The 25911-nt window shown below is 62.1% G+C and carries 22 protein-coding genes; 10 read left to right on the top strand and 12 right to left on the bottom strand.

All coding sequences use genetic code 11. From position 1 onward, the window contains the following. Window positions 1-48: 48 nt before the first annotated feature. Genes CVM52_RS02120 through CVM52_RS02110 form a run of 3 tightly spaced genes read right to left on the bottom strand, consistent with a single transcriptional unit; the run spans window position 49 to window position 3599 of the window. The gene (locus CVM52_RS02120) at window positions 49-1194 is read right to left on the bottom strand and encodes a TAXI family TRAP transporter solute-binding subunit (RefSeq protein WP_027264339.1); all 1146 of its coding nucleotides are present in this window, start codon (window positions 1192-1194) and stop codon (window positions 49-51) included. A gap of 49 nt (window positions 1195-1243) precedes the next feature. Continuing rightward, window positions 1244-2470: an acyl-CoA dehydrogenase family protein gene (locus CVM52_RS02115; RefSeq protein ID WP_027264340.1), complete on the bottom strand. Its 1227-nt coding sequence runs from the start codon at window positions 2468-2470 to the stop codon at window positions 1244-1246. A 16-nt stretch (window positions 2471-2486) separates the two neighbouring features. Next, entirely contained in the window at window positions 2487-3599 is a 1113-nt protein-coding gene (locus CVM52_RS02110) for an acyl-CoA dehydrogenase family protein (protein WP_027264341.1), read from the bottom strand. A gap of 320 nt (window positions 3600-3919) precedes the next feature. On the opposite strand from CVM52_RS02110, the gene CVM52_RS02105 reads away from it, so the two are divergent. Both CVM52_RS02105 and CVM52_RS02100 read left to right on the top strand, forming a co-directional pair. Beyond that, window positions 3920-4402 (top strand): MaoC family dehydratase, encoded by a 483-nt coding sequence (locus tag CVM52_RS02105; RefSeq protein WP_036051571.1) that lies wholly within the window; start codon window positions 3920-3922, stop codon window positions 4400-4402. Between the two features lie 34 nt (window positions 4403-4436). Continuing rightward, window positions 4437-5255: an IclR family transcriptional regulator gene (locus CVM52_RS02100; RefSeq protein ID WP_071974435.1), complete on the top strand. Its 819-nt coding sequence runs from the start codon at window positions 4437-4439 to the stop codon at window positions 5253-5255. Between the two features lie 40 nt (window positions 5256-5295). Here the strand turns inward: CVM52_RS02100 and CVM52_RS02095 are convergent, their stop codons facing one another. Genes CVM52_RS02095 through CVM52_RS02085 form a run of 3 tightly spaced genes read right to left on the bottom strand, consistent with a single transcriptional unit; the run spans window position 5296 to window position 8929 of the window. Continuing rightward, window positions 5296-6444, bottom strand: coding sequence for an acyl-CoA dehydrogenase family protein (locus tag CVM52_RS02095; protein ID WP_027264344.1), 1149 nt, complete (start codon window positions 6442-6444; stop codon window positions 5296-5298). After that, window positions 6441-7499: an acyl-CoA dehydrogenase family protein gene (locus CVM52_RS02090; protein WP_100160977.1), complete on the bottom strand. Its 1059-nt coding sequence runs from the start codon at window positions 7497-7499 to the stop codon at window positions 6441-6443. The genes CVM52_RS02095 and CVM52_RS02090 overlap by 4 nt, the downstream gene beginning before the upstream one ends. Further along, window positions 7499-8929 (bottom strand): MmgE/PrpD family protein, encoded by a 1431-nt coding sequence (locus CVM52_RS02085; protein ID WP_027264346.1) that lies wholly within the window; start codon window positions 8927-8929, stop codon window positions 7499-7501. The genes CVM52_RS02090 and CVM52_RS02085 overlap by 1 nt, the downstream gene beginning before the upstream one ends. A 510-nt stretch (window positions 8930-9439) precedes the next feature. Between CVM52_RS02085 and CVM52_RS02080 the strand changes: the two genes are divergently transcribed. From CVM52_RS02080 to CVM52_RS02060, 5 genes are all read left to right on the top strand, one after another. Then, window positions 9440-10867 carry a hypothetical protein gene (locus tag CVM52_RS02080; protein WP_027264347.1) on the top strand — a complete coding sequence of 476 codons (1428 nt, stop codon included), beginning with the start codon at window positions 9440-9442 and terminating at the stop codon, window positions 10865-10867. Between the two features lie 224 nt (window positions 10868-11091). Further along, the gene (locus CVM52_RS02075; protein ID WP_036051647.1) at window positions 11092-11952 is read left to right on the top strand and encodes a CoA transferase subunit A; all 861 of its coding nucleotides are present in this window, start codon (window positions 11092-11094) and stop codon (window positions 11950-11952) included. Further along, entirely contained in the window at window positions 11949-12716 is a 768-nt protein-coding gene (locus tag CVM52_RS02070) for a CoA-transferase (protein WP_027264349.1), read from the top strand. The genes CVM52_RS02075 and CVM52_RS02070 overlap by 4 nt, the downstream gene beginning before the upstream one ends. Before the next feature lie 45 nt (window positions 12717-12761). Further along, a complete protein-coding gene (locus CVM52_RS02065) occupies window positions 12762-13733 on the top strand; it encodes a TAXI family TRAP transporter solute-binding subunit (protein ID WP_027264350.1) in 972 nt (323 codons plus the stop codon). 89 nt (window positions 13734-13822) lie between these two features. Continuing rightward, entirely contained in the window at window positions 13823-15766 is a 1944-nt protein-coding gene (locus CVM52_RS02060) for a TRAP transporter permease (RefSeq protein ID WP_223228103.1), read from the top strand. Window positions 15767-15849: 83 nt separating this feature from the next. Here CVM52_RS02060 and CVM52_RS02055 read toward each other — a convergent pair whose 3' ends face one another. From CVM52_RS02055 to CVM52_RS02030, 6 genes are read right to left on the bottom strand one after another with little or no spacing between them, the layout of a single operon-like run. Beyond that, window positions 15850-16254 (bottom strand): Zn-ribbon domain-containing OB-fold protein, encoded by a 405-nt coding sequence (locus tag CVM52_RS02055; RefSeq protein ID WP_027264352.1) that lies wholly within the window; start codon window positions 16252-16254, stop codon window positions 15850-15852. Between the two features lie 4 nt (window positions 16255-16258). Then, window positions 16259-17431: an acetyl-CoA acetyltransferase gene (locus CVM52_RS02050; RefSeq protein WP_027264353.1), complete on the bottom strand. Its 1173-nt coding sequence runs from the start codon at window positions 17429-17431 to the stop codon at window positions 16259-16261. Between the two features lie 47 nt (window positions 17432-17478). Further along, window positions 17479-18621 carry an acyl-CoA dehydrogenase family protein gene (locus CVM52_RS02045; RefSeq protein WP_027264354.1) on the bottom strand — a complete coding sequence of 381 codons (1143 nt, stop codon included), beginning with the start codon at window positions 18619-18621 and terminating at the stop codon, window positions 17479-17481. After that, on the bottom strand, window positions 18618-19055 hold the full coding sequence (locus CVM52_RS02040; RefSeq protein ID WP_051372686.1) for a MaoC/PaaZ C-terminal domain-containing protein: 438 nt from the start codon (window positions 19053-19055) through the stop codon (window positions 18618-18620). Before CVM52_RS02040 ends, CVM52_RS02045 begins: the two co-directional genes overlap by 4 nt. Before the next feature lie 59 nt (window positions 19056-19114). Next, window positions 19115-19786, bottom strand: a complete 672-nt coding sequence (locus CVM52_RS02035; protein ID WP_027264356.1) for an acetate--CoA ligase family protein — start codon at window positions 19784-19786, stop codon at window positions 19115-19117. Continuing rightward, window positions 19783-21225 carry an acetate--CoA ligase family protein gene (locus CVM52_RS02030; RefSeq protein WP_240620828.1) on the bottom strand — a complete coding sequence of 481 codons (1443 nt, stop codon included), beginning with the start codon at window positions 21223-21225 and terminating at the stop codon, window positions 19783-19785. Before CVM52_RS02030 ends, CVM52_RS02035 begins: the two co-directional genes overlap by 4 nt. 135 nt (window positions 21226-21360) lie before the next feature. On the opposite strand from CVM52_RS02030, the gene CVM52_RS02025 reads away from it, so the two are divergent. Genes CVM52_RS02025 through CVM52_RS02015 form a run of 3 tightly spaced genes read left to right on the top strand, consistent with a single transcriptional unit; the run spans window position 21361 to window position 25904 of the window. Further along, window positions 21361-22569, top strand: coding sequence for a CaiB/BaiF CoA transferase family protein (locus CVM52_RS02025; RefSeq protein WP_027264358.1), 1209 nt, complete (start codon window positions 21361-21363; stop codon window positions 22567-22569). 30 nt (window positions 22570-22599) lie between these two features. After that, window positions 22600-23766 (top strand): acyl-CoA dehydrogenase family protein, encoded by a 1167-nt coding sequence (locus CVM52_RS02020; RefSeq protein WP_027264359.1) that lies wholly within the window; start codon window positions 22600-22602, stop codon window positions 23764-23766. Between the two features lie 23 nt (window positions 23767-23789). Beyond that, window positions 23790-25904 carry an acetate--CoA ligase family protein gene (locus tag CVM52_RS02015; protein ID WP_027264360.1) on the top strand — a complete coding sequence of 705 codons (2115 nt, stop codon included), beginning with the start codon at window positions 23790-23792 and terminating at the stop codon, window positions 25902-25904. Window positions 25905-25911: the final 7 nt, after the last annotated feature.

Here is a 25911-nt window from a genome sequence, read left to right as displayed (position 1 = left end):
CTGCGTTGCTTTGTGCAAGGCGCCTGTGGGGCGCCGCGCTGTGTCGCATCAGCGGAAAAAGACTTCGTGGCCGGCCGCTTCCAGTGCGTCGGCACGGGCTTTCATCCATGCAGCGGCAAATTCTTCTTCACCCTCTGGAGCGTCCCCGACAAATGTGCCCCAGGCCCGCAAGAGCACCTCTTGCCGTTCCACCAATTTGTCCTGGTTTGCCTGGGCTTCCGGTGTCCACAGACCCTTTTCCTTGAAGTAGGCAACGCTGCCATCGCTCCATGGCATCACCCAAGACAGGATCTGGCGATCAATCGCATACGCATTGGCACCGGGGGCGGCATCCTTGTAATCGTCGAACCCTGCGTCAAGCGCGGCTACGATGTTGCGCACCTCGGTGGAATCCTGATCGGAGTTAGTGACCAGGATCGGATAGGGGTACTGCGCCATGGGCAGTGGGGAGGCAGGGTCGATGCCCGGCCCCACAGACACCATATGCGGTGTCACGAAGGGCGTTACGCTGGTGTAGCGTTCCCATGCTTCTGTCTGGTCCGCGGGTGTTTCAAGCCATTTCAGGCCGCGCGGGCTTGACTCGATCTGGTAGTTTACGGTGGTCGTCGTCAGTGCAAAGGCGGCATCCACACGGTCTTCGAGAATGCCCTGGAGCGTGTTCACATAGCCCGAGAATTCCACTGCCTCCACGTCGTCCCATGTCAGGTCCGCAAAGGCCAGCAGCCCCTCCATGTTGACATCGATCGCCGGCGAACTGACGGCGCGACCGACCCGTTTGCCCTTGAGGTCCGTAATCGTCTCGATGCCGGCATCGGCCGCGACGGCGACACCCAGACCGTAGTCGCCGACAGCCTGAAGCACCGCGCGGATCGGCTGCGGGCCCCATTCAGGCGCAGCAAAAAGGAAAACCCCTTCGGCAGCGAAATAGGAGGCGATGCCGCACAGGCAATAATCGACCGTCCCGTTTTTGAGCGGCGTCATCCGCGAGACGTCGTTTCGCCCCGGAAGCACGCGGACCGTCGATCCGTATTTGCTGCGCATCATGTTGCCGATGGCTATGGAATGCGCATGACCGGCCGATCCCGTGTCATAGGCCGACCAAGCGATCACGTCAGGCAGATCGATGTCTTGCGCGCCAGCCGAGGTGGCCATTGCCAGGCATGCGGCAGCGATCCCGGTTATCTTGAACTTCATGATATTCTCCTCCTTGTTGGTCGTTGGTCCCGGGTGGCGCCCATTCAGATCAAAGCTCTGAAAACGCGACATCCTTGTCGACGCGTATTTCAGGCGGCAGCCCGAGAATGCGTTCGCCAATGATCGTGCGCTGGATCTCGTCCGATCCCCCCGCGATCCGGTTGCCCGGCGCGGTCAGGTATTCGTTTCGCCAGCGCGCCACGTCATCCCCGACCTTGGCTGATATGCCCGCCGAAGTTCCCGCCAGATCCATCCCGAAAGCGCCCATTTCCTGCCGCAGCTTGCCCAGCAACAGCTTGCCGATCGAGCCCTCTTCACCCGGTGCCTGGCCGCGCGAAAGCGACGTCATGACCCGGTAAGAGGTGAATTCCAGTCCGCGTTGACGCGCGATGAAATCGGCAATGCGCGCGCGCACCTCGTCGTCCTCGATGGCCGGGCGACCGTTCCGTTCGACACGGGTAGCCAGATCAATCAATTCCTCGGCCCGCGCACCGCCACTGGCCCGGCCGACGGAAATACTGAACCGTTCGTTCATGAGTGTGGTCAGCGCCACTTTCCACCCTTCGGATACACCGCCCAAGCGGGCGCTGTCTGGCACGCGCAGGTTGTCGATGAACACTTCGTTGAAACTGGAGCTGCCCGAAATCTGGCGAATAGGACGGGTTTCGATGGCCGGGTCGGACATGTCCACAAGGAACATGGTCATTCCCTTGTGCTTGGGCACCTGTGGATCGGTGCGCGCCAGCAGGATGCCGTGAGTGGAATAATGCGCCCCCGAGGTCCAAACCTTCTGACCGGAGATCACCCATTCGTCGTCTTCGCGGCGTGCACGGGTGCGGATACCGGCCAAATCGGACCCGGCGGCGGGTTCGGAAAAAAGTTGGCACCAGATGTCTTCGCCCGTGAGAGCCCGGGGCAGGAATCTTGTTTTCTGGTCTTCGGTGCCGTGGATCATGACCGTAGGCCCGACCAGCCCGATCCCGATCAGAAAGACGTTGGGCGGGACGGCGTAGCGCCCTTCCTCTTGATTCCAGATCACTTGCTCGATCGGAGTGGCGTCACGCCCACCGAAAGCACGGGGCCATGTCAGCCCCGCCCAGCCTGCGTCGGCCTTTCGTGCCTGCCAGTCGCGCGCACGGGCAACTTCGTCGGCGTCGCGGGCCATGAAATGGTCCTGGGCCTTTTCGCTTCCATTGCGGCGGGTCGCGGTGGCATCAAGCCAGTCGCGCGCCTTGGCGCGGAACGCGGCTTCTTCCGGGCTGTCGCTGAAATCCATCTGCACTTTGTCCTTGTCAGTTCGCGGCCCTTTGGCCGTCCGCCAGATTGCAAAGCAGCCGCTCGCGCCACAAATCGGCCAGGCCGAGTTCGGCCTTCAACTGCCATCCTCGCCGCAGAAACAAATGCGGGTCGGCCGCCCAGGTGAACCCGATCCCACCGTGAAGCTGCACCGATTCCTCAGTGGTGAATTGCACTGCATCGAGAGCCGCGAGGCGTGCTACCGCCGCCGCTTCGGACAGCCGTTCATCCCCGCTCGCCAGCGCCCAGGCGCCGAAAAAAGCATTGGACCGTGCCAGCTCGATCTTGGCGAACATGTCCGCGAGCCGGTGCTTGACCGCCTGAAAACTGCCGATCTGGCGTCCGAACGCCTGCCGCTCGCAGGCATAGTCTCTGGTCAGGAAAAGCGCCCGCTCGGCCAGGCCGATCTGTTCGAAGGCGGCCAACACTGCGGCGCCGTCCAGAAGAGTCCGGATCGCTGCGGGATCGGACCCGGGAAGCAGTTCAACCGGCGTGTCGTGAAAGACGATCTCGGACGTCGGACGGGTGCGGTCGATCGCATCCAGCGCGCTGATCGACACCGAGGGGTCCGAAAGATCCGCCAGATAAAGGCGCGCGGTGCCGCCTTCGTCCAGGGCGGCGACGATCGCGAATGACGCATCGGATGCGAACGAAACTGGCGATTTCCGTCCCGAAAGGCGATCCTGCAGCACTTTTGCCGAGACCCGTTCCGGTGCAGACCCTCCATCCTCGGCAAGCGCGACGGTAACGATCATGCGGCCTTCGGCGATCCGGGGAAGCAGATTTTCCCTTTGGCTTTGCGTGCCCAAGTCCTGAATCGCGGGGATCGCCAGGCCAAGAACCGGGCCAAAAGGTATGGCGGCCAGGCTACGGCCGATCTCTTCGGCGACAATGGCCAGTTCGATCGCCCCCATCGCCGCCCCCCCGTAGTCTTCGGCAATTGCAAGGCCCAGCCATCCGCCGTCCGCCAAGGCGGTCCAGGTTGCGGAATCGAACCCGTCGGCAGCCTCAAGACAGTCATGCGCCACCGCGAGAGTGGCGTGATCGCTCAGCATTCGTGCCAGCGTGTCGCGTATGGCATCGTGTTCGTCGGAAAAGCCGAAATTCATGCTGGTCCTCTTCGGGTCATGGCATTTGGCGCCTGTTCACAAAAAGGTAAGGTACGCGTTCGGTATGTCCCAAACGCTATCCGGCACCAGCCGCGTAAAACCACATATGTGCTGTGGCGTGGAAAAAGGGGCCACTGGAGCGAAGAATGCGATTCATCAAGAATGTGCTCAATCGACGTGAAAGCCGCAAAAACGAGGCAGTCGATTGATTGCTGCGGAGCTTGCCGCCTAACGTGAAGGAACCGGGGCGTGTTCCGGGCGCAGGACAGATGTGGCCGAACCCTCTCAGAAAATGGAACTGATCAAGGGAATTGTGCGAAATGGAAACTGTAGGACTCGGGTTTTGTTATGAAGATTTGCCAGTGGGGCGCAGGTTTCGGACCATTGGCCGCACCGTCACCGAAACCGATATCACGAATTTTGTAAGTGTTACCGGCATGCTTGAGGTCTTGTTCATCAATCGTGACTTCCGAGAGAAGGAATCCAATATCCCCGGTTTCGCCGCGCCCGGTGCGCTGGTCTATACCTTTATGGAAGGGCTCTTGACCCAATCCACAATGCAACATACCGGCTTTGCCTTTCTGGACATGGAACTGAAGGTCATGGGGCCCACATTTGCCGGGGACACCATCCATTGTGAGGTCGAGGTAACAGAATCGCGCCGGTCGAAGAGCCGTCCGAACCGCGGATTGGTGCGGACGCGAAACAAGGTGTTCAAGCAAACCGGAGAACAGGTATTGGAGTATACGCCGTTGCGGATGATCAAGGCCCGCATGACGGATAAAGAGCCAGGAAAGGCATAGGCCTGTTCCGGATAGCGGCACTGGAGACATGACTATGAAAACCGCGCAATCTGGCCCAGCCGAAGCCGCCGGGCGCACATCGGAAGGGCCCCGGTCCTTGACGCGTATCCTTGCGTTGTTCGATCTTTTGGCGCGCTGCAAACGTCACATGTCTCTTTCGGAACTCAGCATCGCGATTGATTGCCCCAAGAGCAGTTTGCTGGTGCTGCTTCGGCCCCTCACCGAGAAGGGGTATCTGATGCGCGAGGAAGACAATTACTTTCTGGGTCCGAGGATTTTTCAGTTCGCCCAGTCAATTCTGACCAACCACCCGTTCGAATCGGTCCTGCGCGGGGTGATGAATGATGTGGTTAACCAGACCGGTGAAACCATCCTGTTTGCTGTCCGGGACGGCGAGAAAGTCATTTATTCGTCGGTCATCGAAAGCCCCCAGCCCGTTCGGTATGTCGCCCAACAGGGGATCAACCGGCCATTGTTCTGTTCGGCATCGGGGCTGGTCATGCTGGCCTTTGACACGCAGCAGGAACTGGACGATTATTTTCGGCGCACTGAATTAAAGCCGCTGACGCCTAATTCGATCACCGATGAAAATGAACTGCGCGGGTTAATTTCGGAGATTCGCAAAACCGGGTATTCCAGTACAGCTGGAACCGCGCATGTAGATGCAGCGGGGTTCGGGGTTCCGGTCTTTCGCGCCGACGGACACTTGGCAGGAGCATTGGTGATTGGTGCTCCTCTGGAGCGCGCCAAGCGTAACAAGAAGCGATATGTTGCCGCTGCCAAAACGGCCGCTGAACAGCTCTCCCGAGCACTCGGCTATCGTTCGGAGGTTGGGGAAACCGGCCGGCACTAGACGTGTGCCGCCCGCCGTTGTTGTCATTCCGCAGGCGGGATCATCTCAGTCCGAGTCCCCGCGCAATGATACCGCGAAGAATTTCGCGTGTGCCGCCGCGCAACGAAAACGACGGAACGGCGAGTTCGGTATACGCCAGAACAGCCGCATAGCTATCGCTCCCGCCAGGCACCGCCGGGCGCGACACAAGACTTCGGGCCAGGCGCGGAATGTCCTGTTCGAAAAGCGCTCCCAGATCCTTGACAATGGCAGCCTGAAGTGACGGGTTCTCTCCTTCGTTCAACATTCCGGCCACCGATCGTGACATCTGCCGCAGCACCATCAGATGCGCGGACAAACGGCCAATCTCGGCCTGCTGCGCTTCGGTTGCGTCGTCGCGCAGCAATCGGATCAGTTCCTCGATCAGGGCAAACGACGACAGGAACCGCTCGGGGCCGCTGCGCTCGAACGCCAGTTCGCTCATGACCTGCGACCAGCCCTCGCCCTTTTCGCCCAGCAGCGCATCGGAGGGCAAAAAGGTATCGTCGAATACCACCTGGTTGAAATGATGCTCACCGCCCAAGTCGATGATCGGGGTGATCTGAATGTTGTCGGTGGCCTTGAGATCGACCAGAAATTGGCTCATCCCGCCGTGGCGGTCGTCGCTCTTGCCGGTGCGGCAGAACAGGATCATGTAATCGGCGACATGCGCATAGGTCGTCCAGACCTTCGTGCCGTTGATCCGGAACCCCCCGTCGACCTCGGTGGCCATCGTGCGCGTCGCCGCCAGGTCCGAGCCGGAATCCGGCTCGCTCATCCCGATGCAGAAACACAGTTCGCCCGCGGCGATGCGCGGCACGATCCGGCGTTTCTGATCGTCGGTGCCCTTGGCAAGTATGAGCGGACCGCTCTGCCGATCTGCGATCCAGTGCGAAATCACCGGGGCACCGGCGGCCAGTAGCTCTTCGGACACGACATACCGCTCAAGCGCGCTGCGCGCGTGGCCGCCGTATTCCTTTGGGAAGGTCATGCCGACCCAGCCGCGCTGCGCCAGCTTTCGTGAAAAATCACGGCTGAACCCATTCCACGACTGCGCGCGTTTTATGGGCGGGAAATCGGCCAGTTCGTCGGCCAGGAACGCGCGGACCTCTTGCCGGAGGTCGTCATAGTCGGCGCCGGGCGGGGGGGGAGAAAAAGCGGTGAGGGTCATGCCTGGGTCCCTTTTGCAGCGCTGTCTGTGATGAAATGCCAGAAGGTGTCGTGGGGGCTCGACAGGGCGGCCCGCCCAAGTTCCCTGGTCCAGTCAAGCTCGGTGCCGAACTCGTCACGCCAGCCCCAAATCCGTTTGGTGAAATGGTGAAGCGCGTGTTCCTGGGTATAACCGATGGCCCCGTGAATCTGGTGGGCCAGGGCCCCGACCTTCTCGGCCGCTTCTCCGGCGCGGGCCTTGGCGGCGGCAACGGCCAGCGCAAAGGCCGGTGTGTCATAGCTGCCGGCCGCCATCTCGGCGGCCGTGCGCGAGGCTGCGGTTTCTCCGGCCATTGTCGCAAGATTGTGCTGGATCGCCTGGAACCTGCCGATTGGCCGTCCGAACTGCACCCGGTCGTTGGCGTATTGAACGCTCATCTTCAGGATGGTCTCCATCGCCCCGGTGGTGGCAAGACTGCGGATAAGTGCACCAAGCCCGCGCATCCCTCCCACGGGTCGTGGCAAGGGGGTGACATCGGTCTCTGTCAGGGTATAATCGAGTTCGATGTCGTCGCGTGGCATCCCGGCAAAATCCTGCGCCGGGTCAACGATCAGATCCTGCACCGGCAGGGACAGGACGTGATCGACACCGTCCAGGACGCCAATGGTCACGATCCGGTTCGCCCAGCGGGCAAAGGGCACCAGTGTCAGATGCCCGCTCGCATGGATCTTCTTGCCGCGCCGTTCCAACCGCAGCGCTTCGCCTTCGGCGATGGTCAGCCTGCCACCGGGAAGGGCCATATTCGCGGCCGCCAGAACGGCGTTTGCGATCAGGGTTTCAGCCAGAGGCAAGGGCAGGCCATGCGCCCCGACAATACGCACAAGACCGAGCGCCTCGGCCGGTGGCACGCCGAAACCGCCTGCGTCCTCTGGCACCAGCGCCATGGTTAACCCTGCCTCCTCGATCTGCGTCCAGAGCGCCTCGGGGCATTGTCCCGAGGCGGCGTCTTCGCGCATGCGGTGGGTGACATGGTCGCGGAACAGTCGCTCTGCCATGTCATGAATCATCGATTCCATCAGACGGTCCTTTCAGACGGTGTTTGATCGGCGCTGGACATTTCCTTCACGGGCTTGTCCTGCCGCGCATGGTTTTTTTGCCCGTCGGGGGCCGACGCCTCTCGCAGTGGCGGCAGATGCAGCCGCGTGCGCAGATCCCGGCGGAACGCACTGGCAGAGGGCGCCGCGCCCCCGTCCCTGCGATATTTTCCGAGGCAATCGGCGATTTTGTCGCCGATCGCGGCAGGGGTTGCCGGATCCGAGGGAGAGCCGGGGTGCGCCGCGACCGAGGTTTCGGCCAGGGTTACGTTCCCTTTGCGCAGGCGGACATGGACCGTCCCATGGTCCACGCCAGCGTGATCCCGCCCCGCTTCCGGCATGGTTTGGATATGCACCATGTCCATAAGCCGGCGCACCGCGGGGCGATGGGGGCTGTCCCCTTCGAAATCCACCAGCCCGACCTGGCCCTGCTGCAGGGCCACGGCGAGCGTATAGGCGGCACAGAACTTGGCCTGCATTCCATCTTTGGGGTCGGTGACATGCAACGGGACCATGACGCTTTCGGGCACTGTCATTTCAATCACCGATCCTTCGGGCACCGCCTCGCCGCCGCGTTCGGCGTGAAGGTGCCGCCCGGCGGCGATCATCCTGTGGGTGAGGTAGCAGCAGGGATACAGCTTGCGGGACACCGTGCCCAGATCGATCCGCGGTTCCACCGCTGCGGGGTCGGCCGCAATCCCGTCCGGGCCGGCATAAAGGTCGAAGAAGCCGCGCGCCGCGAAGATGTCCGGGGCGCCCGTGATGCCGGCCTCGGCCATCCGGGTGGCCCGCAATCCGACAAGGGCGGCGTTTCCGGCCTGGATCGGTTTCGCCATGGCGCCGAAATTGATCTGCATTCCCCCGGCCAGCGACGCGGCCAGGGACAGGGCGTTGCGGACTGCGTCGTCGTCGAGCCCAAGCTGATGCGCGACCGCTGCCGCCGATGCCAGAACCCCGATGGTCGACGTTGCGTGCCAGCCCTTGTTGTAGTGGCCAAAACCCAGGATCTGACCGAGCGCGACATTGACGGCTGTTCCGACCGCAAGCGCGGGGGCAATGCGGCCGGCCGTGTCCGGCCGGACATCCACGGTGGCCAGCAGCGCCGACACGATTACAACACTGGGATGGGTGACGCTGACCGTATGGACATCGTCGAAATCGAGCGCATGACCGGCAACCGCGTTCAGGAACGCGGCCTGTTCGGGACTGCCACCTTCAGCAGCTCCTGCCGGGACTGCCGGTCCGCCCGCGTCAAGCGCCGCCAGCCGGCGAACCACCGGTTCATGCCACCCGCCATAGATGGCGGCTATGGTATCCTCAACGCAAAGCGCGGCCTGCTCGGCGTCTGCAACGCTCAGCCGGTGCGGCGCGGCGACGAACCGCGACAAACGGATGGTGAAATCGCTGATCATCCACTTCTTTCTCTGACACTGCATATTGCCTCATCAAGGCGGGCGCTATCAACTCTCGGCCCCACTCTTTCGCACATATGTGTTGGAGCGGGATGCTTGCGTTGTGATCCTTGCTGCCGTTGGATATTCTGGGTGCTCATCCTTCCTCTGTTTCCGTGCAGGATCGGGCGTTGGACGTGACCGTAGAACTTCGGAAAGAAGAACAGACGTGGTTGAGGGTATCGGCGTGAAAAGTCGGGCAGACAAGCACGCATGTGCGGAGAGACATTTCGAGGCATCGTTGTGTCATTGACCGCCAGACGATGTATCCTCGGAGGCCCGGAACCAAGGCGGTCAGTGCCACCACAAATCCGGGCTAGTCCGCCCTGCGCCGACAAGATGAGCACCTTGTGTGTCCTTGCCTGTGAATGGGAAATTGTCGGCATCGCATTTCCGCCGTCGTGCCATGAAAGACCGCATCTGCCGTTGCGTCACAGACACAACGAGCGCCTTCGGAAAAGGGGGGGGCAGATGTCGCCTGTCGAGCGCCTGAAACGTTCCGGCAAGCGCAACAGGTTTACGGCCATTTGTCTGCTGATTTGTCTTGGCGCTGCCATCATTCAGGGTGTCTTGCCCTCCGCCGTCGCGTCCATCGCTGCCGCGCCGTTTTTCTGCATCTATCTTGCCATTTCGTCCCGCTACATCGCCCGTGTCGGATGGGTGCTGCTTTTCTTCTCGCTCGCGATCGCCCTTCTGGCGCTGGCCAATGGAATCGACCCCGGCATCTTCGTCCAGGCGGCGGGGCGCGTCGTGTTCCTGTCCGCTCTGCTGACGGCTGTCGCCTTCCTGCGCATCGCGGCCACCCAAGACCCGATTGTCGAGGTTGCCGGTGAATTCCTGACACTGCAGCCGCCGACCCGTCGCTACGCCTCTCTGGGTGCGGGCGGGCATCTGTTCGGGGTGCTTCTAAATCTCGGCGGGCTTGGGGTGATGCTGGAGATCATAATGAAAGGGCTGGCGGCGCATCGGCACGAGATGGACGAATTCGTGTTCCAGGCTCGCAAGCGCAGGATGGTGAGCGCCTGTATGCGGGGGTTTTCCTCGATCGCGTTCTGGACGCCGTTCGGAATCGCTCTCAATCTGATGATTCTCACAATACCGGGGCTCGAATGGACGACCCTGGCGCCTTACGGGATTGCTCTGGCCGGGATTCTGTTTCTTCTGGGATGGCTGTTCGACACGGTGGAATGGTGGCGCCCGCCCTCGGCGCGCGGCCGGGCACCGGCCCTGAGCGGTGACTTGCCGGACTGGAGCCCCTGGGCCGTCCTGATCGTGTCCGGGCATGTGCTTTTTTTGGGCGCCGCCGTGGTCACGCTGGACCGGTTGACCCAGTACAGTTTCCAGACCGTCCTGATCACCATCGTGCCGATCTATGCGCTGCTCTGGTCGGTTATGCGCAGCGGCAGTGGCAGCCTTGCCGGTATATCGCGCCGGTTTGTGACCCAGGCACCGGGTTTCGCGACCGAAATGAGCGTCATCGCGTCGGCGGGGTTCATCGGCCTCGTCGCGCTGGAGGTCGTTCCGGTCGAATGGATTGCCGACCATCTTGGCTGGATCGCAACGCGGCCTGTGCTGACCGTCGTGCTGTTGATCATGACGGTGTTTCTGACGGGGCTGCTGGGCGTGCATCCGATGATCTCGGTGGTCCTGCTGGCAGAGGTGGTCAACCGCGTCGGCGTGGAAGGTTTGTCGCCGCTTGCTCTGGGCCTTGCACTGGCTGGTGGCTGGAGCAGCATCATCTGCATGGGACCGGCCATCACGGCGGTGGTCTACGCCTCCTCCATCGTGGGCGAGCGGCCGCTGACCATCGGCTTGCGGTGGAACGGGATCTTCGGTGTTGCGAGCATCCTCCTCATCACGCTCATCGTTGGCGGCGGTGTCGCGGCAGGGTGGTTCTGACCGGTCTCAATTGCCTGTCAGGAACCGGGCGCAAGCATTTCCACATATGTGTTCGATCAGGCTTTGCGCTAGTCGGAAGGTGATGGACCCCATAGCGTCAACTAGGATGGGTCAGCGCAATCACTATCGGAGTGGCACGCCCAACGATGGAAGGCCAAGCGAAACCCACACGTCGCAGCAAGGTCACAGGCCTGCAAGACGCAGCCCGGCTGGCACGAGGCGCTTTGGAAGAACGCCCCGAGCTTTGTCTCGGTGGTCTGTTCAAGCAAAGCCGCCCTGTCGCACTGGTGCGCGCGTTGCTGGCCGCGGGCGCAGATGGTCTGCATGTGTATTCCTCGCCGGGCGCGGGGTATGATGTCGACCTGATGATTGCGGCAGGCGCGGTCGCACAGGTCTTTATTCCCGGCGTTACGCTGGAAAACCGGCTTTGCCCCAATTTCCGCCGCGCGGTCGAGGCAGGGCAGGTGACCGCGCACGCGCTGGATGCGCTGACCGTGGTGGGCGGGCTGATGGCGTCGGCTCATGGCGTGCCGTTCCAGCCAATCGACGCGCTGCGCGGATCGGACGTTCTGAAGCACAACCCGCTTTTGCACGAAATCGACTGCCCGTTCTCCGGCCGCCGTATTCACGCCGTCGGGCCGATCCGCCCCAGAGTGACGTTCTTGCACGCGCAGGAAGCCGACCGTTGGGGAAACCTGCGCCATCTCAGCACGATGGTCTACGCCGATCAGCTGATGGCACGCGCGTCTGACATGGTCATTGCCAGCGTGGACCGGATCGTGCCGGACGAGGTCGTTCTGGACGATCCCTCGCGGGTTACCGTGCCGTCTTATTATGTCGATGCCGTGGTCGAGGTGCCCTATGGCGCGCACCCAACCGCGAGCTTTCCCAACTATGCGATGGACGAGGACCATATCGACGCCTACGCCGATCTGGGGGATGCCGCCCGGACCGGCGACAGCACGGGGCTGGACACCTATATCGCCCGCCATGTGACCGGACCGAAAAACCAGAGCGACTACATCGAAGCGGTCGGGGGAGCCGGGTATTTCGCCGTGCTCGAAGCCGAGGCACGGAACGAATGAGTGCAGCGGTTTCCCCAATTGAACAGATGGTCGTCGTGTTGGCCCGCGATCTGGCCGACGGAGAACTGGGTGCGGCGGGTGCAGCCGCGTTGGTGCCGATGGCGGCCATTGCGCTAGCCCGCGAGCTGCATGCACCGAACCTGACGGTCGGCGGCGAGATGTTCTTCAACCCCGAGCCGGGGCGTTTGTATCCGTCGATGCTGGACGATCGTGCGCTCGGCCGCTGCGAGGCCGCCGAGACCTTTATCGAGTTGTTCGGCCACAGCCATCACGGGCTGGATTTTTTCTTTCACAGTGGCTTGCAGCACGATGTGTACGGCAACATCAACCTGCACCACGTCGGCGGCACGCTGCACGCACCAAAGATGCGCGGGCCGGGGGCAGCAAACCTGTCATACTGCCACACCTCGTCGCGGTATTACATTTGCCCCACCGTGCATACGGCGCGAAACTTTGTGGAAACGGTCGATTTCATCACAATACCCGGACATCTGTCCGGGCCTGCCGCGAAACGCGACGCCGGGCTGGTCAATGAAGGACCGCGCCTGGTGGTGACACCGCGAGCGGTTATGGATTTCGACAAGACGACGCTGCGAATGCGACTGAAATCGGTGCATGCGGGAAATACGCCCGAAGAGGTCCAGCGTCATACGGGGTTCGATCTGGCGATCAGAGGCGAGGTGCCGCAAACGCGGCCACCAACGGAGGAAGAATTGCGCGTTCTGAGAGAGCGGATCGATACATCGGGGGCCCTGCGTGCTTAAGCGACCGGGCTGACGTTACTTTAAAGGCAAAAACGGGAGGATAAAATGATCCAACGCAAGTTGACCGGATACCGGGCGGCGGTGGGTGCTATCGCGGCCATGGGCGCGATAGCCCTTGGCGGCGCGGCATCTGCCAAGGATCTCACGATGGGCACGACCAGCCCGACGTCGAGCCATTTCACCATTTCGGTTGCGATGAGCAAGGCGATCGAGACCGGCATGGAAGGCACCAATGTCAGCGTGATCGAAACCGGGGCCAGCGTGGACAATGTGCTGCGGCTGGCGCGCGACGAGATCGACCTTGGGCTTGCCACCACCGACATTCTGATCTCCGCCAGAAACGGGACCGGCAAGTTCGAAGGTAACGCAATCCCAGATACGGTTGCGCTTTATCCTTACAGCGCCTCGATCCTGCTGATCGCGGTCACCGAAGAGTCTGGTGTGACGACGCTGGACGAACTGGACGGAAAGAAGTTCAATCCCGGCATCCGCGGATCGGCGGCCGAGACGTTGACGACCGGTGTCCTGTCCATGTTCGATATCAACGCGGACCTGGTGCATGGCGCCGTTGGCGACGCGGTGGAAGGCATCAAGAACCGCCAGATCATCGGTTATAGCAAATACGGGGCCGCAAACTCTGTCGATGCAACCCTGCAAGAGTTGATGACAAGCACCAAGATGCGGTTGATCGGCTTCACCGAAGAGCAGGAGAAAGCGGCGACAGAAGCCATGGAGGGCGTCGGTTTCACGACTCTTCCCGCAGGGCTTATTCCGGGATCCGAGGAAATGCGGGTACCCAAGCTCAACGTCTTCTTCCTGACCCGCACCGGCGTCATGGATGACCAGAGCGCCTATGACATCGCTCGCAGCATCCACCAGAACATGGACCTGCTGGTCGAAGCCTGGCCGCAGCTTGCGGATTACGACATCGCCGCCGATGCCGTCGCCACAATCGAGACCGGTATACCCTATCATCCAGGTGCGGAACGTTACTGGAGAGAGGCGGCCGGAAGCTGACCGGAATCGCGGGCCGTCACGACGGCGGCCATAGGCTGATCCAGACGGGGTGCTGCGGGCACCCCGCCGTTACCGCTCTCGGAGAGAACATGACGCAGACATCGACCGCAATACCCAATTGGGAACGGCGCGGAGGGCAGGCGCTTGGAGTATTGTTGGCGGCATTCGTCGCTCTGCATTTCTACAATGCCTTATTCGGGCAGTTCGAACCGCTGGTTCAGCGGCCGATCTTTATCGGTTTCGGTATCGGCGGCGCGTTCTTTCTTTATGCGGCACGCGCCTCGCGGACCGGTGCGCGAAGCGGGATTGAACGGGCTGTGGACATCATGCTGGGACTACTGGCGTTCGCGGTTTGCCTCTACGTGATCCTGAACCGGGATCGCTTTTCGGATATCATGGTGCGCTATGGGCCGATCGACAAGGCGGCAGGTCTGATAGCTGTTCTGCTGACCCTCGAGGCCGCGCGCCGGGTGATCGGATGGTTCCTGCCGCTGCTGGCCCTTTGCACCGTGATCTATTTCTATTTCGGCTATGACCTGATCGACGGCGCCTGGCGCCCGCCGCGCGTTTCGGCACGTACCGCTGTCGAGACATTTTACAGCTCGACCACCGGCCTGTTCGGCTACCTTGCGGATATCGGGGCACGGGTCATCGTGATCTATGTGCTTCTGGGGGCGCTCCTGCTGTCGACCGGGGCAACGGATGCTTTCATGAAAATGGCAACGTGGATCGCCGGTCGAACGTATGGCGGCCCGGCAAAGGTCTGTGCCCTGTCTTCGGCGATGTTCGGGACGGTGACCGGTTCGGCAGTGGCCAACGTCATGGCGACCGGCTCGATCACCATTCCCACGATGAAGCGGCTGCGCTATCCACCGGCCTTTGCCGGGGCGGTCGAGGCCGTTGCCTCCTCCGCCGGCCAGCTTACGCCGCCGGTGATGGGGGCAGCGGCCTTCATCATGGCTGAGTTCCTGAACATTCCCTATACCGACATTGTCGTTGCGGCGATCGGTCCGGCATTTCTCTACTACCTGGCGGTATGGCTCGGGGTGGATCTCTATGCGCGTCGCACAGGGTTGCAACCGACACCGAGGAGCGAAATGCCCGAACCGGCGGAATTCCTCGCACCGGACAAGTCAATTCCCTTGTTTCTTCCCATCGCGGCGATGGTCTACTTCCTGTTCAACGGCTACACGCCGAGCTTTGCAGGTGCCGGTGCTGTTATCATACTGGTTTTGGCCTGTGTGGTGGTGCGCCCGTTCGCGCGTGACGGAAGAGAGCAGGGCGTGCTGGCCTCTTGGGCCAAGCTGGCGCGCGACCTCTATGAGGGGATGATCGAAGCAGGGCGGGCGTTGGTGATGATCGCCGCGCTGCTAGCCTGCGCCGCCATCGTCGTCAAGGTTCTGACGGCGACGGGTGCCGGGGTCAAAGTCTCGAACCTGTTGTTCTCTGTGTCCGGTCAGGGGTTGATCGTGGCCCTGTTGCTGGCGGCGGTGCTGGCGATCTTGCTGGGTATGGACGTGCCGACGACGGCCTCCTATGTGCTGGCGGCGGCAATCGCCGCGCCCAGTCTCGTGCGGCTTGGCCTACCCGAACTGACGGCTCATCTTTTTGTCTTCTACTATGCGATCCTGTCGGCCATCACGCCACCGGTCTGCGCCAGTGTCTATGCCGCCGCCGCCCTGGCAGGGGCCAATTTCTGGCGGGTGGCGGGTCGCGCGCTGATGTTGGCCGGAGCGATCTATGTGGTGCCGTTTCTCTTTGTGTTCCGGCCGGGCATACTGGCCCAGGGCGGCACGGTGCAAATCCTACTGGATATGGGCGTGGCCTGCGCCGCGGTTTTTGCCGTCAGCGTCGGCACAAGCGGCTGGTTTCGTGGAAAGGTGCCGGTCATCGGCCGGTTGCTGTTCCTGTCGGCTGCCGGCTTGCTGTTTTACGCCGCGCCTGCGGCCGACATCGTTGGTGGGCTGGCGCTGGCCGGGCTCTTGGCGTGGCGGTTTTTGCGCGGAGCACCGCAGCCCGGCCGCGCCGGGTGACCTCCGAAAAGCGAAGAGCCACCGCAGACAACCTCTGCGACGGCTCTTCCACATTCGGCCCCGAAGTGGCGGTGCCTCTGGCCTCAGGTCATTTTGAAGTAGGGAAAAGTCACTTCGTCGGTTGCCTTGACGAACGTCACTTCCACCTTGGCCCCGATATGAACCTTCTCGGGGTCGCCGGTCTGGATCCGGCTCATCATCCGGGGGCCTTCCTCCAGCTCGATCAATGCCACGACATATGGCACGTCATCCGCGAAAGTCGGCCCTGCCGGACGGCGCGCGATGGTGAAGGTATGCACCTTGCCGCGTCCGCTCACGGTGTTGAAGCGCAGATTGTCGGAATGGCAATACGGGCAAATAGAGCGGGGATAGAAATGATGTTTGCCGCAATCGCCGCAAAGCGGGATGTCGAGGCGGCCCTCGCGCGTGGCCTCCCAATAGGGGGCACTGTCATGGTCGATCACCGGAAGCGGTTTTTCAATGCTCATCGTCTTAGCCCTTCTGCAAAATCACGGTCGCACCTGAGGAAAGCGTACCCCCGGTACCATGCACCAGAGCGGTCTCGGCGCCCTTGACCTGGCGCTCGCCGCCTTCGCCGCGAAGCTGCCGGACGGCCTCGATCAGCAGGAACATTCCGAACATGCCCGGATGCAGCGCCGAGAGGCCGCCGCCGCTGGTGTTCATTGGGAACGCCCCGCCTGGTGCCGTGCGCTGGCCCGACACGAAATCCCCGCCTTCGCCGATCTTGCAGAAGCCGAGAGCCTCGAGCGAGAGCAGCACGGTGATGGTAAAGCTGTCATAGATCTCGACCAGGTCGATATCCGAATGGCTCACCCCGGCCATTTTTATTGCGCGTTCCCCGGCCTTTTGCGCGGGAAGCAGGCGGGCGAGGTCCGGCATTTCGCCGATGGCCCAGTGGGTATGCGCCTCGCCATAGCCCTTGACCGCGACGGGACGGGTGTTGAGGTCCTTGGCCCGCTCGGCGGTGGTCATGACGAGGGCGCCGGCCCCGTCGGTGACGAGACAGCAATCGAGCAGATGCAGCGGCTCCGAGATCATCGTGCTGGACAGCACGTCGTCAATGGACAGCGGATCGCGACGCGTCGCCTCGGGGTTCAACTGTGCCCATTTCCGCGTCGCGACGGCGATTTCGGCCAGATTCTCGGACGTGGTGCCAAATTCATGCATATGGCGCTGTGCGGCCATCGCATAGCCGCCCACAGGCGTGGGCATTCCGTAAGGCGTTTCATGCTGCATGGACAGGACTGAGGGCCGACCCCCTAGATTGCGGCTGCGCAGGGATTTCTGGTCCGAGCTGTAGACAATCAGCGCAACCTCGCAATAGCCTTCGCGAAGAGCCATGGCGGCATGTGCGATATGGGCCTCGAATGCCGAACCGCCAATATTCGTGCCATCGACGAATGTCGGCATGATGCCCAGATATTCGCCCAGCGTCACCGTGGCCAGTTGGCCGGGGCCGGGGACCCCCCACATGCCGGCCGTCAGAAGACCGTCGACATCGCTCAACTTCAGTCCTGCTTCTTCGACGGCGGCTTTTGCCACAAATGCGGCATGACCAAGGACCGAAGCCTTGGTGACGAACTTGCCGTCCTTCAGCGGCGCGTCGGCGATGCCGACGACCACCGGTTCTCGTCCGTTCTTCATATGCTCTTTCTCCTTCTTGTCGGGCTGTCCCGGTGCGCCCCGAACTGTTAGCCCGGGCGCATGGTCTTGGCGATGAGCGTACGCTGAATCTGCGAGGTTCCGCCGCCGATGGTGCTTTGCATCCCTTCGCGGAAATACCGCTCCATATCTGCTTCGGGCAGCATCGAGTGGCCACCCAGGATCTGCATTCCGTTGCGCGTCACCGTCTGCAGCGTCTCGGAGGCATAGAGCTTTGCCATCGAGACCTCTCGCGTGCAGGGCGTCTTGGCTGCGGCCAGGCTGGCGGCGCGATAAACCAACAGCCGGGCGGCATCGACCTGGGTCTGCATGTCGGCCAGCATGTGGCGGATCACCTGAAAGTCGAAGATCGGCTTGTCGAACTGAATCCGTTCGTGGGCGTAGCGCAGAGCATCGTCTACGGCTGTCTGGGCATTGCCCACATAGGCGGCGGCCACGGCCACGCGTTCCAGTTCCAGATGGTCGGTGATGATCTTCCAGCCATCGTTTTCCGTGCCCAGCAGCGCATCGGCCGGCAGTTTCACGTCGTCCACGAAAATCTCGGTGGTGCCGGTTGCGCGGCGCGCCATGGTCGGCAGCTTGCGGATGTCCAGACCTTCGGTGTCATTGGGGATCAGGAAAACCGACAGCCCCTTGTGTTTGGGCGCGTCGGGGTCGGTCCGGGTCAGCATTGCAAGGATTGCGTTATCGGCCGCAGCGCCCGAGCACCACAGTTTCTGCCCGTTGACGACCCAGCCGTTGCCGTCGCGCCGCGCGCGGGTCTTTGTCGATGCCGCATCCGACCCCGCGCCCGGTTCGGAAATCGAGATCGAAAAGCGGATGTCGCCATTGAGGAAGGGCTGGATGTACCGCTCTTTTTGCTCGGGCGTGCCGAATTTCTCGACATTCATCGCGGTGAACGTCGCCACCATCAACCCGGTCGAGAAGTCAAAGCCGTATTTGGCCAACCCTTCGCACATCAGGGCATAATCCATGATGTCACCGCCAAGACCGCCGCTCTCTTCTGAAAACAGGATGCCGAGCCAGCCCTGCTTGGCCACTTTTTCATAGGCTTCGTAGGGGTATTTGCGCTCGCGGTCGCAATTGCGGATATAATCGCGGCCGATCTCTTCGTCGACGAAACGCTCGACGGTGGCGCGCCACATCTCTTGCTCGGGTGTCAGAAAGTTCATGCGCTCTGTCCTTGTGTCTTGTCGTGCGCCGCACGGATTTTGGCCGGTTCTCCGGGGCGATCCAGACGCGACTTGCGGATCAGCAGGCTGAACTCGCAGCGCAGGACCGTTTCGTCCCGCTGGTTGATGCCTTCCAGTTTGCTGGTCACGACGCCGTGCCTTTCGTCATGGTCCTTCAGGTCGATGATTTCGGTGCGGGCCCAAAGGGTGTCGTTGATAAAAGTGGGCCGCAAAAAGCGTAGCTTGTCACAGCCATAGAAAGCGGCCAGCACGGAACTGTCGAAGGGGATCATCGCATTGACGATCGAGAACACGAGGCTGCCCTGCACGAGGCGCTGGCCATACAGAGACGATTTGGCGTGCTCGACGTTGGAGTGAAGTTCCAGCCAGTTCCCGGTCAACATGCAGAAATTGACGACATCGGTTTCGGTCATCGTCCGACCGCTCGAAATGCCGGTCTGGCCAAGTGACAACTCTCCAAAAGGGTGACGTATCACGTTGATTTCTCCTGTCCGTCCGCCTTTGATGACAAAACGATCAAGGCATCGGCGGCGACCAATCCCTTCCCGTCGGCCCGAACCATCACAGGGTTGATTTCAATTTCCGAGATCAGATCGGCGTTCTCGGCAAAGAAAACAGATATGCGTGAAATCAGGTCTGCCAGGGCATCTTTGTCGGCCGGTTCTGCGCCGCGTAGTCCAGTCAGCAACCGCGCCCCCGGACCCGATCGCAGCATGGCCGCGGCAGTTTGCGGGGTGGCGGGCGCAAGCCTGATTTCGGCGGCATCAATCAGTTCTACAAGGATGCCGCCAGGACCGGCCAGAACGATCGGACCAAAGGTGTCGTCGCGTTTGCAGCCGATAATCCATTCGGCCACGGACCCTTCTTCCATTTCCTCGATCAGCGCCGTGCCGCCCGCAAAACGTTCCGCCATTTCCGCGGCGGCCTGTTTCGCCTCGTCGGGGGAAAGACCCAAACGGACGAGCCCGTGATCGGACTTATGCGGATAGTCATCGTGACACAGCTTGGCGACACAGCGCCCGTGGTCGGGGTCACGTCGGGGCACCGGGATTCCAATCCGTTGCAGCAGATCCTTCGCATCGGCCTCGTGGATAACCGTGCGCCCGGCACGCTGCCAGTTTTCCAGCGTTTCTCTTTGGGTCATGCCACTTCTCCTGTCGCGACCGCGAGTGCGGCGAGGCCCGATGCCGCCCGAGCGGGCGAATCATAGACAGGAACGGCTCGTTCGCGCAGCGCCTCGCCCGAGGCATTGCTGCGTGCCGAACCGGTCCAGACGATCAGAATCGGCTTGTCTGTGCTGTCGAACGCCTCGGCCAAGGCCTCGATGAACTGCTGATCTGGCACAAATGTGATAATTGCGATGGCAATATCCACGCCCGGATCGGCGGCAACGGCCTCCAGACAGCGTCCGACATATGTGGGATTCGCCAAAACCACACCGGTCAGATCGACCGGGTTTGTCACCGACCCATAAAAGGGCACATAGCGCGACAGCGCCGTCTGCGTCGTTTCATCCAGCACCGGAACCTCGAAGCCGGCGCTTTCGGCCAAGTCGGTCATTTCGACGCCAAGCCCGCCGGTGACAGAAATGATCCCGACCCTGTTTCCGGCAGGTCGTCGACCCGCGGCGAGCGCCGTCACGGCATCGACGGCGGCGACGGATTCACGGGCGCGGATGACACCGGTTTCGCGAAAGACCGCGCTGATCACCCGGTCGTCCCCGGCCATGGCGCCGGTATGCGACTGGACCGCGCGTGACCCGGCGCGGCTGCGCCCACCCTTGACCGCGACAATATGCTTCCCCGCCTGTGTCAGCCGCTGGGCCGCTTCGGAAAAACGGCGTCCGTCGCGCAGTTCCTCGACGTAGCAAAGAACCACCCGCGTCTGGGGGTCGTTGCCCAGATAATCCAGCAGGTCCGCTGCGGTCAGGTCGGTTTCGTTGCCGCTGGAAACGATGGCGTTGATGCCCACGCCGCGTTCGCCCAGGCGCAACGCCATAAGGCCCGCAAGCGCGCCGGACTGGGAAATCATGGCCACGGGACCAGGCCGAAGATCGTTGAACATCGGGCTGAAGGTCAGTTGCAGGTCCGCCGCGGGGCGCACCACGCCTTCGCAGTTCGGTCCGACCAGTCTGAAGGGCGCGTCTTGCATGATCCGGCGCAAGCGCTCTTCGTTGTCATGCCCTTCTTCCCCGGCTTCGGAAAAGCCCGAGGTGACCCCGACCACGACCTTTACATCGAGCCTGGTGCAGGTCTCCAGAGCGTCCAGCGCGACCCCGACCGGCGTTGCCAGCACAACCACGTCGATCGGGCTGTCAATCTCGTCCAGACTGCGCACAGCCGGAAGGCCTTCGATCTCGCCGCCCGAAGGGTTCACGGGGATAATCGTGCCGCTGTAACCGTTGCTCTTCAGCAGGGCCATGACGGCCTGCCCCAACTTGCCCTTGGTGCGGGACGCGCCGACCACCGCAATGGTGCGAGGGTCGAACAACCCGTCCAGTGCGTCGGCTACCGTGGGCCGGCATGCCGTCATTCGATTCGTGTTTGGCTCTGCCATTCTTTCCTCCGTCAAGTGAAAAAACATCGGCTCGTTTCGGCGATCTAACGGTTGTTCGATTGTTCTCGCAATGGATTCTAGTTCCGAGCAGAATGAGGCTTTCAGAGCCGCAAACTAGGGCTTGACGTCGGAAAATTCGCAGAACGAGGCAGACACGTGAAAATGGAAAATGGGCCACTGAGCGATGTCAGGGTGATTGAACTGGGGCATGTGATCGCAGCACCGATGTGCGGCGCATTGCTGTCCGATTTTGGCGCCGACGTGGTCAAGATCGAGCGTCCGGGGCAGGGTGACATGCTGCGGGTACTGAGCGCGCGGGCCAGTGATGGCGTTGGCGCCTGGTGGAAGACCCTGGCACGAAACAAGCGTCTGATGGCGCTGGATTGGAAGAGTGAAGACGGCCGCGCCATTCTGCGCCGGCTGGTCGAAAACGCCCATGTGCTTATCGAGAACTTTCGACCCGGTGTTCTGGAACGGGCAGGGTTGGCCCCAGAGGTCCTGCATGAGTGGAACCCCGATCTGGTGATCGTGCGGATCTCGGGCTATGGCCAGACGGGGCCGCGCGCCTCGTGGCCGGGTTTCGGTCGGGCCGGCGAGGCCATGAGCGGACTGGCGCACATCACCGGCTTTGCCGACAACGCGCCGATGCACCCCGGCTTTCCCGCTGCGGATTCGACCACAGGCCTGATGGCGGCCTACGGCGCGATGATGGCGCTGCATGCGGTGCAGAACGGCCGCGCCCGGGGGCAAGTGGTGGACCTGGCTATTTTCGAGCCGCTGTTGCGCCTGATCGACTATCACGTTCCGACGCGAACCGGCGCGGGGCTGCCGGTTGACCGAAACGGGCTCCAGGCGCCCAATTCCTACGCCCCGGCGGGGGTGTTTCGCGCCCGCGACGGGAAATGGGTCACAATCAGCGCAGGCAGTGCCGCGACCGGGCGGCGGCTTCTGGAAGCCGCGGGCGGAAAGGAATGGGCGGAACAGCCGCAATTCCAAAGCCTCGATGGCTTCGCGGAGCACATGGACGAGATTGTGGACCGTCTCGGCGCATTTGTGGCACAGCATGACGCGCAGAAGGCGATTGACATCTTCCAGGCCCACGATGCCGTGGCTGCGATGGTCTATGACGTCGATGACATCCTGGCCGATCCGCAGATCGCCGCGCGAAGGGACATTGTTGGGGTGGAGGGCGACGACACCAAGGTCGTCGGACCCGTGCCAAAGCTGGACAAGACGCCGGGACGGCTGCGCTGGCTTGGGCGCCGCGAACTGGGTGCTGACACCCGGGCGATTTTACAAGAGCTCGCGTACGACACCGGGCAAATCGACACCCTAATCGAACAAGGCACTGTGGCCGAACCGGGCCGCTGAGCCGGGTCTGCAAGACGTGAGGAGAAAATCATGACCTATCAGATGACATCCGAACAGCAGGGAATCCGCGATGCGATCCTGCGGATCTGCGAAGAATTCGACGACGAATTCTGGCTGACACGCGATCGCGTAGGCGGTTTCCCGCGAGAGCTGCATCAAAAGCTGGCCCGCGATGGCTGGCTGGGGATTGCAATCCCCGAAGAGTACGGAGGTGCCGGTCTTGGCATCGTCGATGCCGCGATCATGATGCAGGCCATTGCGGAATCCGGCGGCGGCAACAGCGCCGCATCGGCGATTCACATGAATATCTTCGGTCTGAACCCAGTCGTGAAATTCGGCACCGATGACCAGAAAAAGAAATACCTTCCGCCTTTGGTGGCAGGCGATGAACGTGCGTGTTTCGGGGTGACCGAGCCGACAACCGGTCTGGACACCACCAAACTGAAAACACGCGCCGTGCGACAGGGTGACCGATATGTGGTGCACGGCCAGAAGGTCTGGATTTCAACCGCCCAGGAGGCCGACAAGATCCTGTTGCTGGCGCGCACGACCCCGCTTGAGGACGTCAAGAAACCGACAGAAGGATTAAGCCTTTTTTACACCGATCTGGACCGATCTTTCGTCACCGTGCGCGAGATCGAAAAGATGGGCCGCAAATGTGTCGACTCGAACGAACTGTTCATCGACGGGCTTCCGATCCCCGCCGGGGATCTGATCGGCGAAGAAGGCCAGGGCTTTCGTCAGATCCTGCACGGGCTGAACCCCGAACGGGTTCTAATTGCCGCTGAAGCAGTCGGAATCGGGCGGAATGCGCTTCGGCGCGCCGCGGATTACGCCAATGAGCGCGTCGTTTTTGGCAGACCAATCGGTCAGAATCAGGGTGTACAGCACCCCCTGGCCGCCAGCTGGGCGGAACTGGAGGCGGCCAACCTGATGGCGATGCACGCCGGCGCGCTCTACGACGCGGGCAAGCCCTGCGGAAATGAAGCCAACGCAGGAAAATATCTGGCCGCCGAAGCGGCGGTGAAGGCGACACAGACCGCGCAGCTGACCTTCGGGGGGTTCGGATACGCCAAGGAATACCATGTCGAGCGTCTTGTTCGCGAGGCCATCCTGTTCCGCATCGCGCCGGTCACCCCGCAGCTGGTGCTTTCGTTTATCGCGGAACATGCCCTCGGCCTGCCAAAATCCTACTAGTTACGAACATCAAAGGAAGTCCCATGCGAATTCATGGAATGGATGCCATTTTCAACCCTCGCTCGGTAGCGGTGATTGGCGCCTCAAGCGATCCCAAGCGCATCGGCGGAAGGCCGGTGGATTTTCTCAAGCGGCACGGTTTCGACGGCCCGATCCTGCCTATCAACCCGAAATCGCCAGAGGTGCAGGGCCTGACGGCGTATCCGTCGATCTCGGAGGCACCCACGACACCGGACCTGGCCGTGATCGCGCTGCCCGCGCCGCTGGCCGTTCAGGCGGTCGAACAGTGCGCGGCCCAAGGTGTGCGGGGGGCGGTGATCTTCAGTTCGGGGTTCTCGGAGGTCGATGCCGACGGGGCCGCCCTTCAGGCGCGCATGGTCGACATCGCGCGCGAGGGCGGCATGCGGCTTGTGGGGCCGAACTGCCTTGGCATCGCGAATGTGCGCCACAACCTCTATGCGACATTCACGCCCGGGGTCGAAAAACACCTGCCAAAACCCGGCGGCGTGTCGATCGTCAGTCAAAGCGGCGCGTTCGGCTCGTATTGCATGACGCTCGTTCGAATGCGCGGACTTGGGGTCAATATCTGGGCGACGACGGGCAATTCCTGCGATGTCGATTTTGCCGATGCCGTGGCCTATTGCGCGCAGGATGACGATACCCGCGTCATCATGGGATATCTCGAAGGGGCAACCGATCGCGACAGGCTGGTCGAGGCACTTGAGCTGGCGCGGGCCCGGGGAAAGCCGGTGGTCATGATGAAGGTCGGGCGCAGCGCGGTCGGAGCAGAGGCCGCGCAGTCGCATACCGCCTCATTGGCTGGGGCAGACGCGGTTTATGACGCGGCGTTCCGGCAGTACGGCGTTTACCGGGCGCAATCGGTCGATGAAATGTTCGATGTGACTTATGCCTGTGCCGAATCCGCGTCGATGATGCAGGGCGACCGGCTGGGCCTTGTGACAGTCTCGGGCGGGGTCGGGGTGCTGATGGCCGACGAAGCCGAAAAGCTGAAACTGGACGTGCCTGCGCTTCCCGATCATGCACAGAAAAAGCTGAAAGAGGTGCTGCCATTTGCCGGTGTCCGAAACCCGGTCGATGTGACGGCGCAGCTGGTCAACCAGATCGATCTTCTGGAAACCAACATGGATGTGTTGTTTGGTGACGGCGAGATCGATGGGGCCATCATCTTCATGTCGACGGTCGGACTTGTCGCCGACCTGAACGAAGCCATTCGGCGCGGACTGGAGCGCATTCGCGAGAAATATCCCGATCGGCCAATGCTGTTCTGTTCGCTGACAGAGCCAGAGGGGCGCGCCGCGTACGAAAAGTCGGGGTTCATCGTGTTCGAGGAACCGACCCGTGCAGTCCGGGCGATGGCCGCATTGCGCTATTTTGCCCGTTCCTTCGCGCGGGCAGGCGAAAAGGACCCGATACCCGAACTCTCCAACCTGTCGCCGTTGCCGGACGGAATTGTGAACGAGATCGAGGCCAAGGCCCTGCTTGCAGAGGCCGGAATCGGGATCGTGCGCGAAACCCTGGCCACCACCCCCGAAGCGGCAGCTCAGGCAGCGCAAGAAATGGGATTCCCGGTCGTGCTGAAGATTGCCTCGCCCGACATCTTGCACAAATCCGACATCGGGGGCGTCGCGCTTGATCTGCGTTCGGCCGAAGATGTCCGCTCTGCCGGGGCACGAATCTTGGAATTGGCGTCCGAGAAGATGCCCGGTGCGCGGATCGACGGGCTGGTCGTGGCGGAACAGGCAGCACCTGGACTGGAGGCTATACTCGGCGTGACCCAGGACCCGGCTTTCGGCCCGGTGGTCATGTTCGGTCTGGGCGGGGTGTTTGTCGAGGCCCTCGAAGACGTGTCTTTCCGCGTCGCACCATTCGGACCTGTCGAAGCGCGCCGTATGATTGACGAAATCCGCAGCCGCAAACTGCTGGACGCATTCCGGGGCGCGCCCGAACGCGACATCGACGCCCTCGCCGGCGCCCTTGCCCGACTGTCTGCTTTTGCCGCCCATCACGGGGCCGCGCTTGAGACCATTGATGTCAATCCATTGATCGTCGGAGCAAGCGGGCAGGGAGCCGTCGCCGCTGACGGTGTGATCATACCCGCCAATCGAGGAGGCCACTGACAACCGA

Origin of the sequence: Pseudooceanicola lipolyticus (assembly GCF_002786325.1) — a bacterium.
Lineage (GTDB): Bacteria > Pseudomonadota > Alphaproteobacteria > Rhodobacterales > Rhodobacteraceae > Pseudooceanicola_C > Pseudooceanicola_C lipolyticus.
Note: the sequence above shows the minus strand (reverse complement) of the source record. Positions and strands in the feature narration are given on the sequence as shown.

Excerpts from the sequence above, each read along its gene's own strand:
- CVM52_RS02045 (WP_027264354.1), bottom strand. The coding sequence starts at position 18,621 with ATGAACTTTCTGACACCCGAGCAAGAGATGTGGCGCGCCACCGTCGAG.
- CVM52_RS02065 (WP_027264350.1), top strand. The coding sequence starts at position 12,762 with ATGATCCAACGCAAGTTGACCGGATACCGGGCGGCGGTGGGTGCTATC.
- CVM52_RS02115 (WP_027264340.1), bottom strand. The coding sequence starts at position 2,470 with ATGGATTTCAGCGACAGCCCGGAAGAAGCCGCGTTCCGCGCCAAGGCG.
- CVM52_RS02015 (WP_027264360.1), top strand. The coding sequence starts at position 23,790 with ATGCGAATTCATGGAATGGATGCCATTTTCAACCCTCGCTCGGTAGCG.
- CVM52_RS02085 (WP_027264346.1), bottom strand. The coding sequence starts at position 8,929 with ATGATCAGCGATTTCACCATCCGTTTGTCGCGGTTCGTCGCCGCGCCG.
- CVM52_RS02100 (WP_071974435.1), top strand. The coding sequence starts at position 4,437 with ATGAAAACCGCGCAATCTGGCCCAGCCGAAGCCGCCGGGCGCACATCG.
- CVM52_RS02055 (WP_027264352.1), bottom strand. The coding sequence starts at position 16,254 with ATGAGCATTGAAAAACCGCTTCCGGTGATCGACCATGACAGTGCCCCC.
- CVM52_RS02070 (WP_027264349.1), top strand. The coding sequence starts at position 11,949 with ATGAGTGCAGCGGTTTCCCCAATTGAACAGATGGTCGTCGTGTTGGCC.
- CVM52_RS02060 (WP_223228103.1), top strand. The coding sequence starts at position 13,823 with ATGACGCAGACATCGACCGCAATACCCAATTGGGAACGGCGCGGAGGG.
- CVM52_RS02080 (WP_027264347.1), top strand. The coding sequence starts at position 9,440 with ATGTCGCCTGTCGAGCGCCTGAAACGTTCCGGCAAGCGCAACAGGTTT.
- CVM52_RS02020 (WP_027264359.1), top strand. The coding sequence starts at position 22,600 with ATGACCTATCAGATGACATCCGAACAGCAGGGAATCCGCGATGCGATC.
- CVM52_RS02025 (WP_027264358.1), top strand. The coding sequence starts at position 21,361 with ATGGAAAATGGGCCACTGAGCGATGTCAGGGTGATTGAACTGGGGCAT.
- CVM52_RS02110 (WP_027264341.1), bottom strand. The coding sequence starts at position 3,599 with ATGAATTTCGGCTTTTCCGACGAACACGATGCCATACGCGACACGCTG.
- CVM52_RS02035 (WP_027264356.1), bottom strand. The coding sequence starts at position 19,786 with ATGACCCAAAGAGAAACGCTGGAAAACTGGCAGCGTGCCGGGCGCACG.
- CVM52_RS02030 (WP_240620828.1), bottom strand. The coding sequence starts at position 21,225 with ATGTTTTTTCACTTGACGGAGGAAAGAATGGCAGAGCCAAACACGAAT.
- CVM52_RS02090 (WP_100160977.1), bottom strand. The coding sequence starts at position 7,499 with ATGGAATCGATGATTCATGACATGGCAGAGCGACTGTTCCGCGACCAT.
- CVM52_RS02095 (WP_027264344.1), bottom strand. The coding sequence starts at position 6,444 with ATGACCCTCACCGCTTTTTCTCCCCCCCCGCCCGGCGCCGACTATGAC.
- CVM52_RS02105 (WP_036051571.1), top strand. The coding sequence starts at position 3,920 with ATGGAAACTGTAGGACTCGGGTTTTGTTATGAAGATTTGCCAGTGGGG.
- CVM52_RS02120 (WP_027264339.1), bottom strand. The coding sequence starts at position 1,194 with ATGAAGTTCAAGATAACCGGGATCGCTGCCGCATGCCTGGCAATGGCC.
- CVM52_RS02040 (WP_051372686.1), bottom strand. The coding sequence starts at position 19,055 with ATGACCGAAACCGATGTCGTCAATTTCTGCATGTTGACCGGGAACTGG.
- CVM52_RS02050 (WP_027264353.1), bottom strand. The coding sequence starts at position 17,431 with ATGAAGAACGGACGAGAACCGGTGGTCGTCGGCATCGCCGACGCGCCG.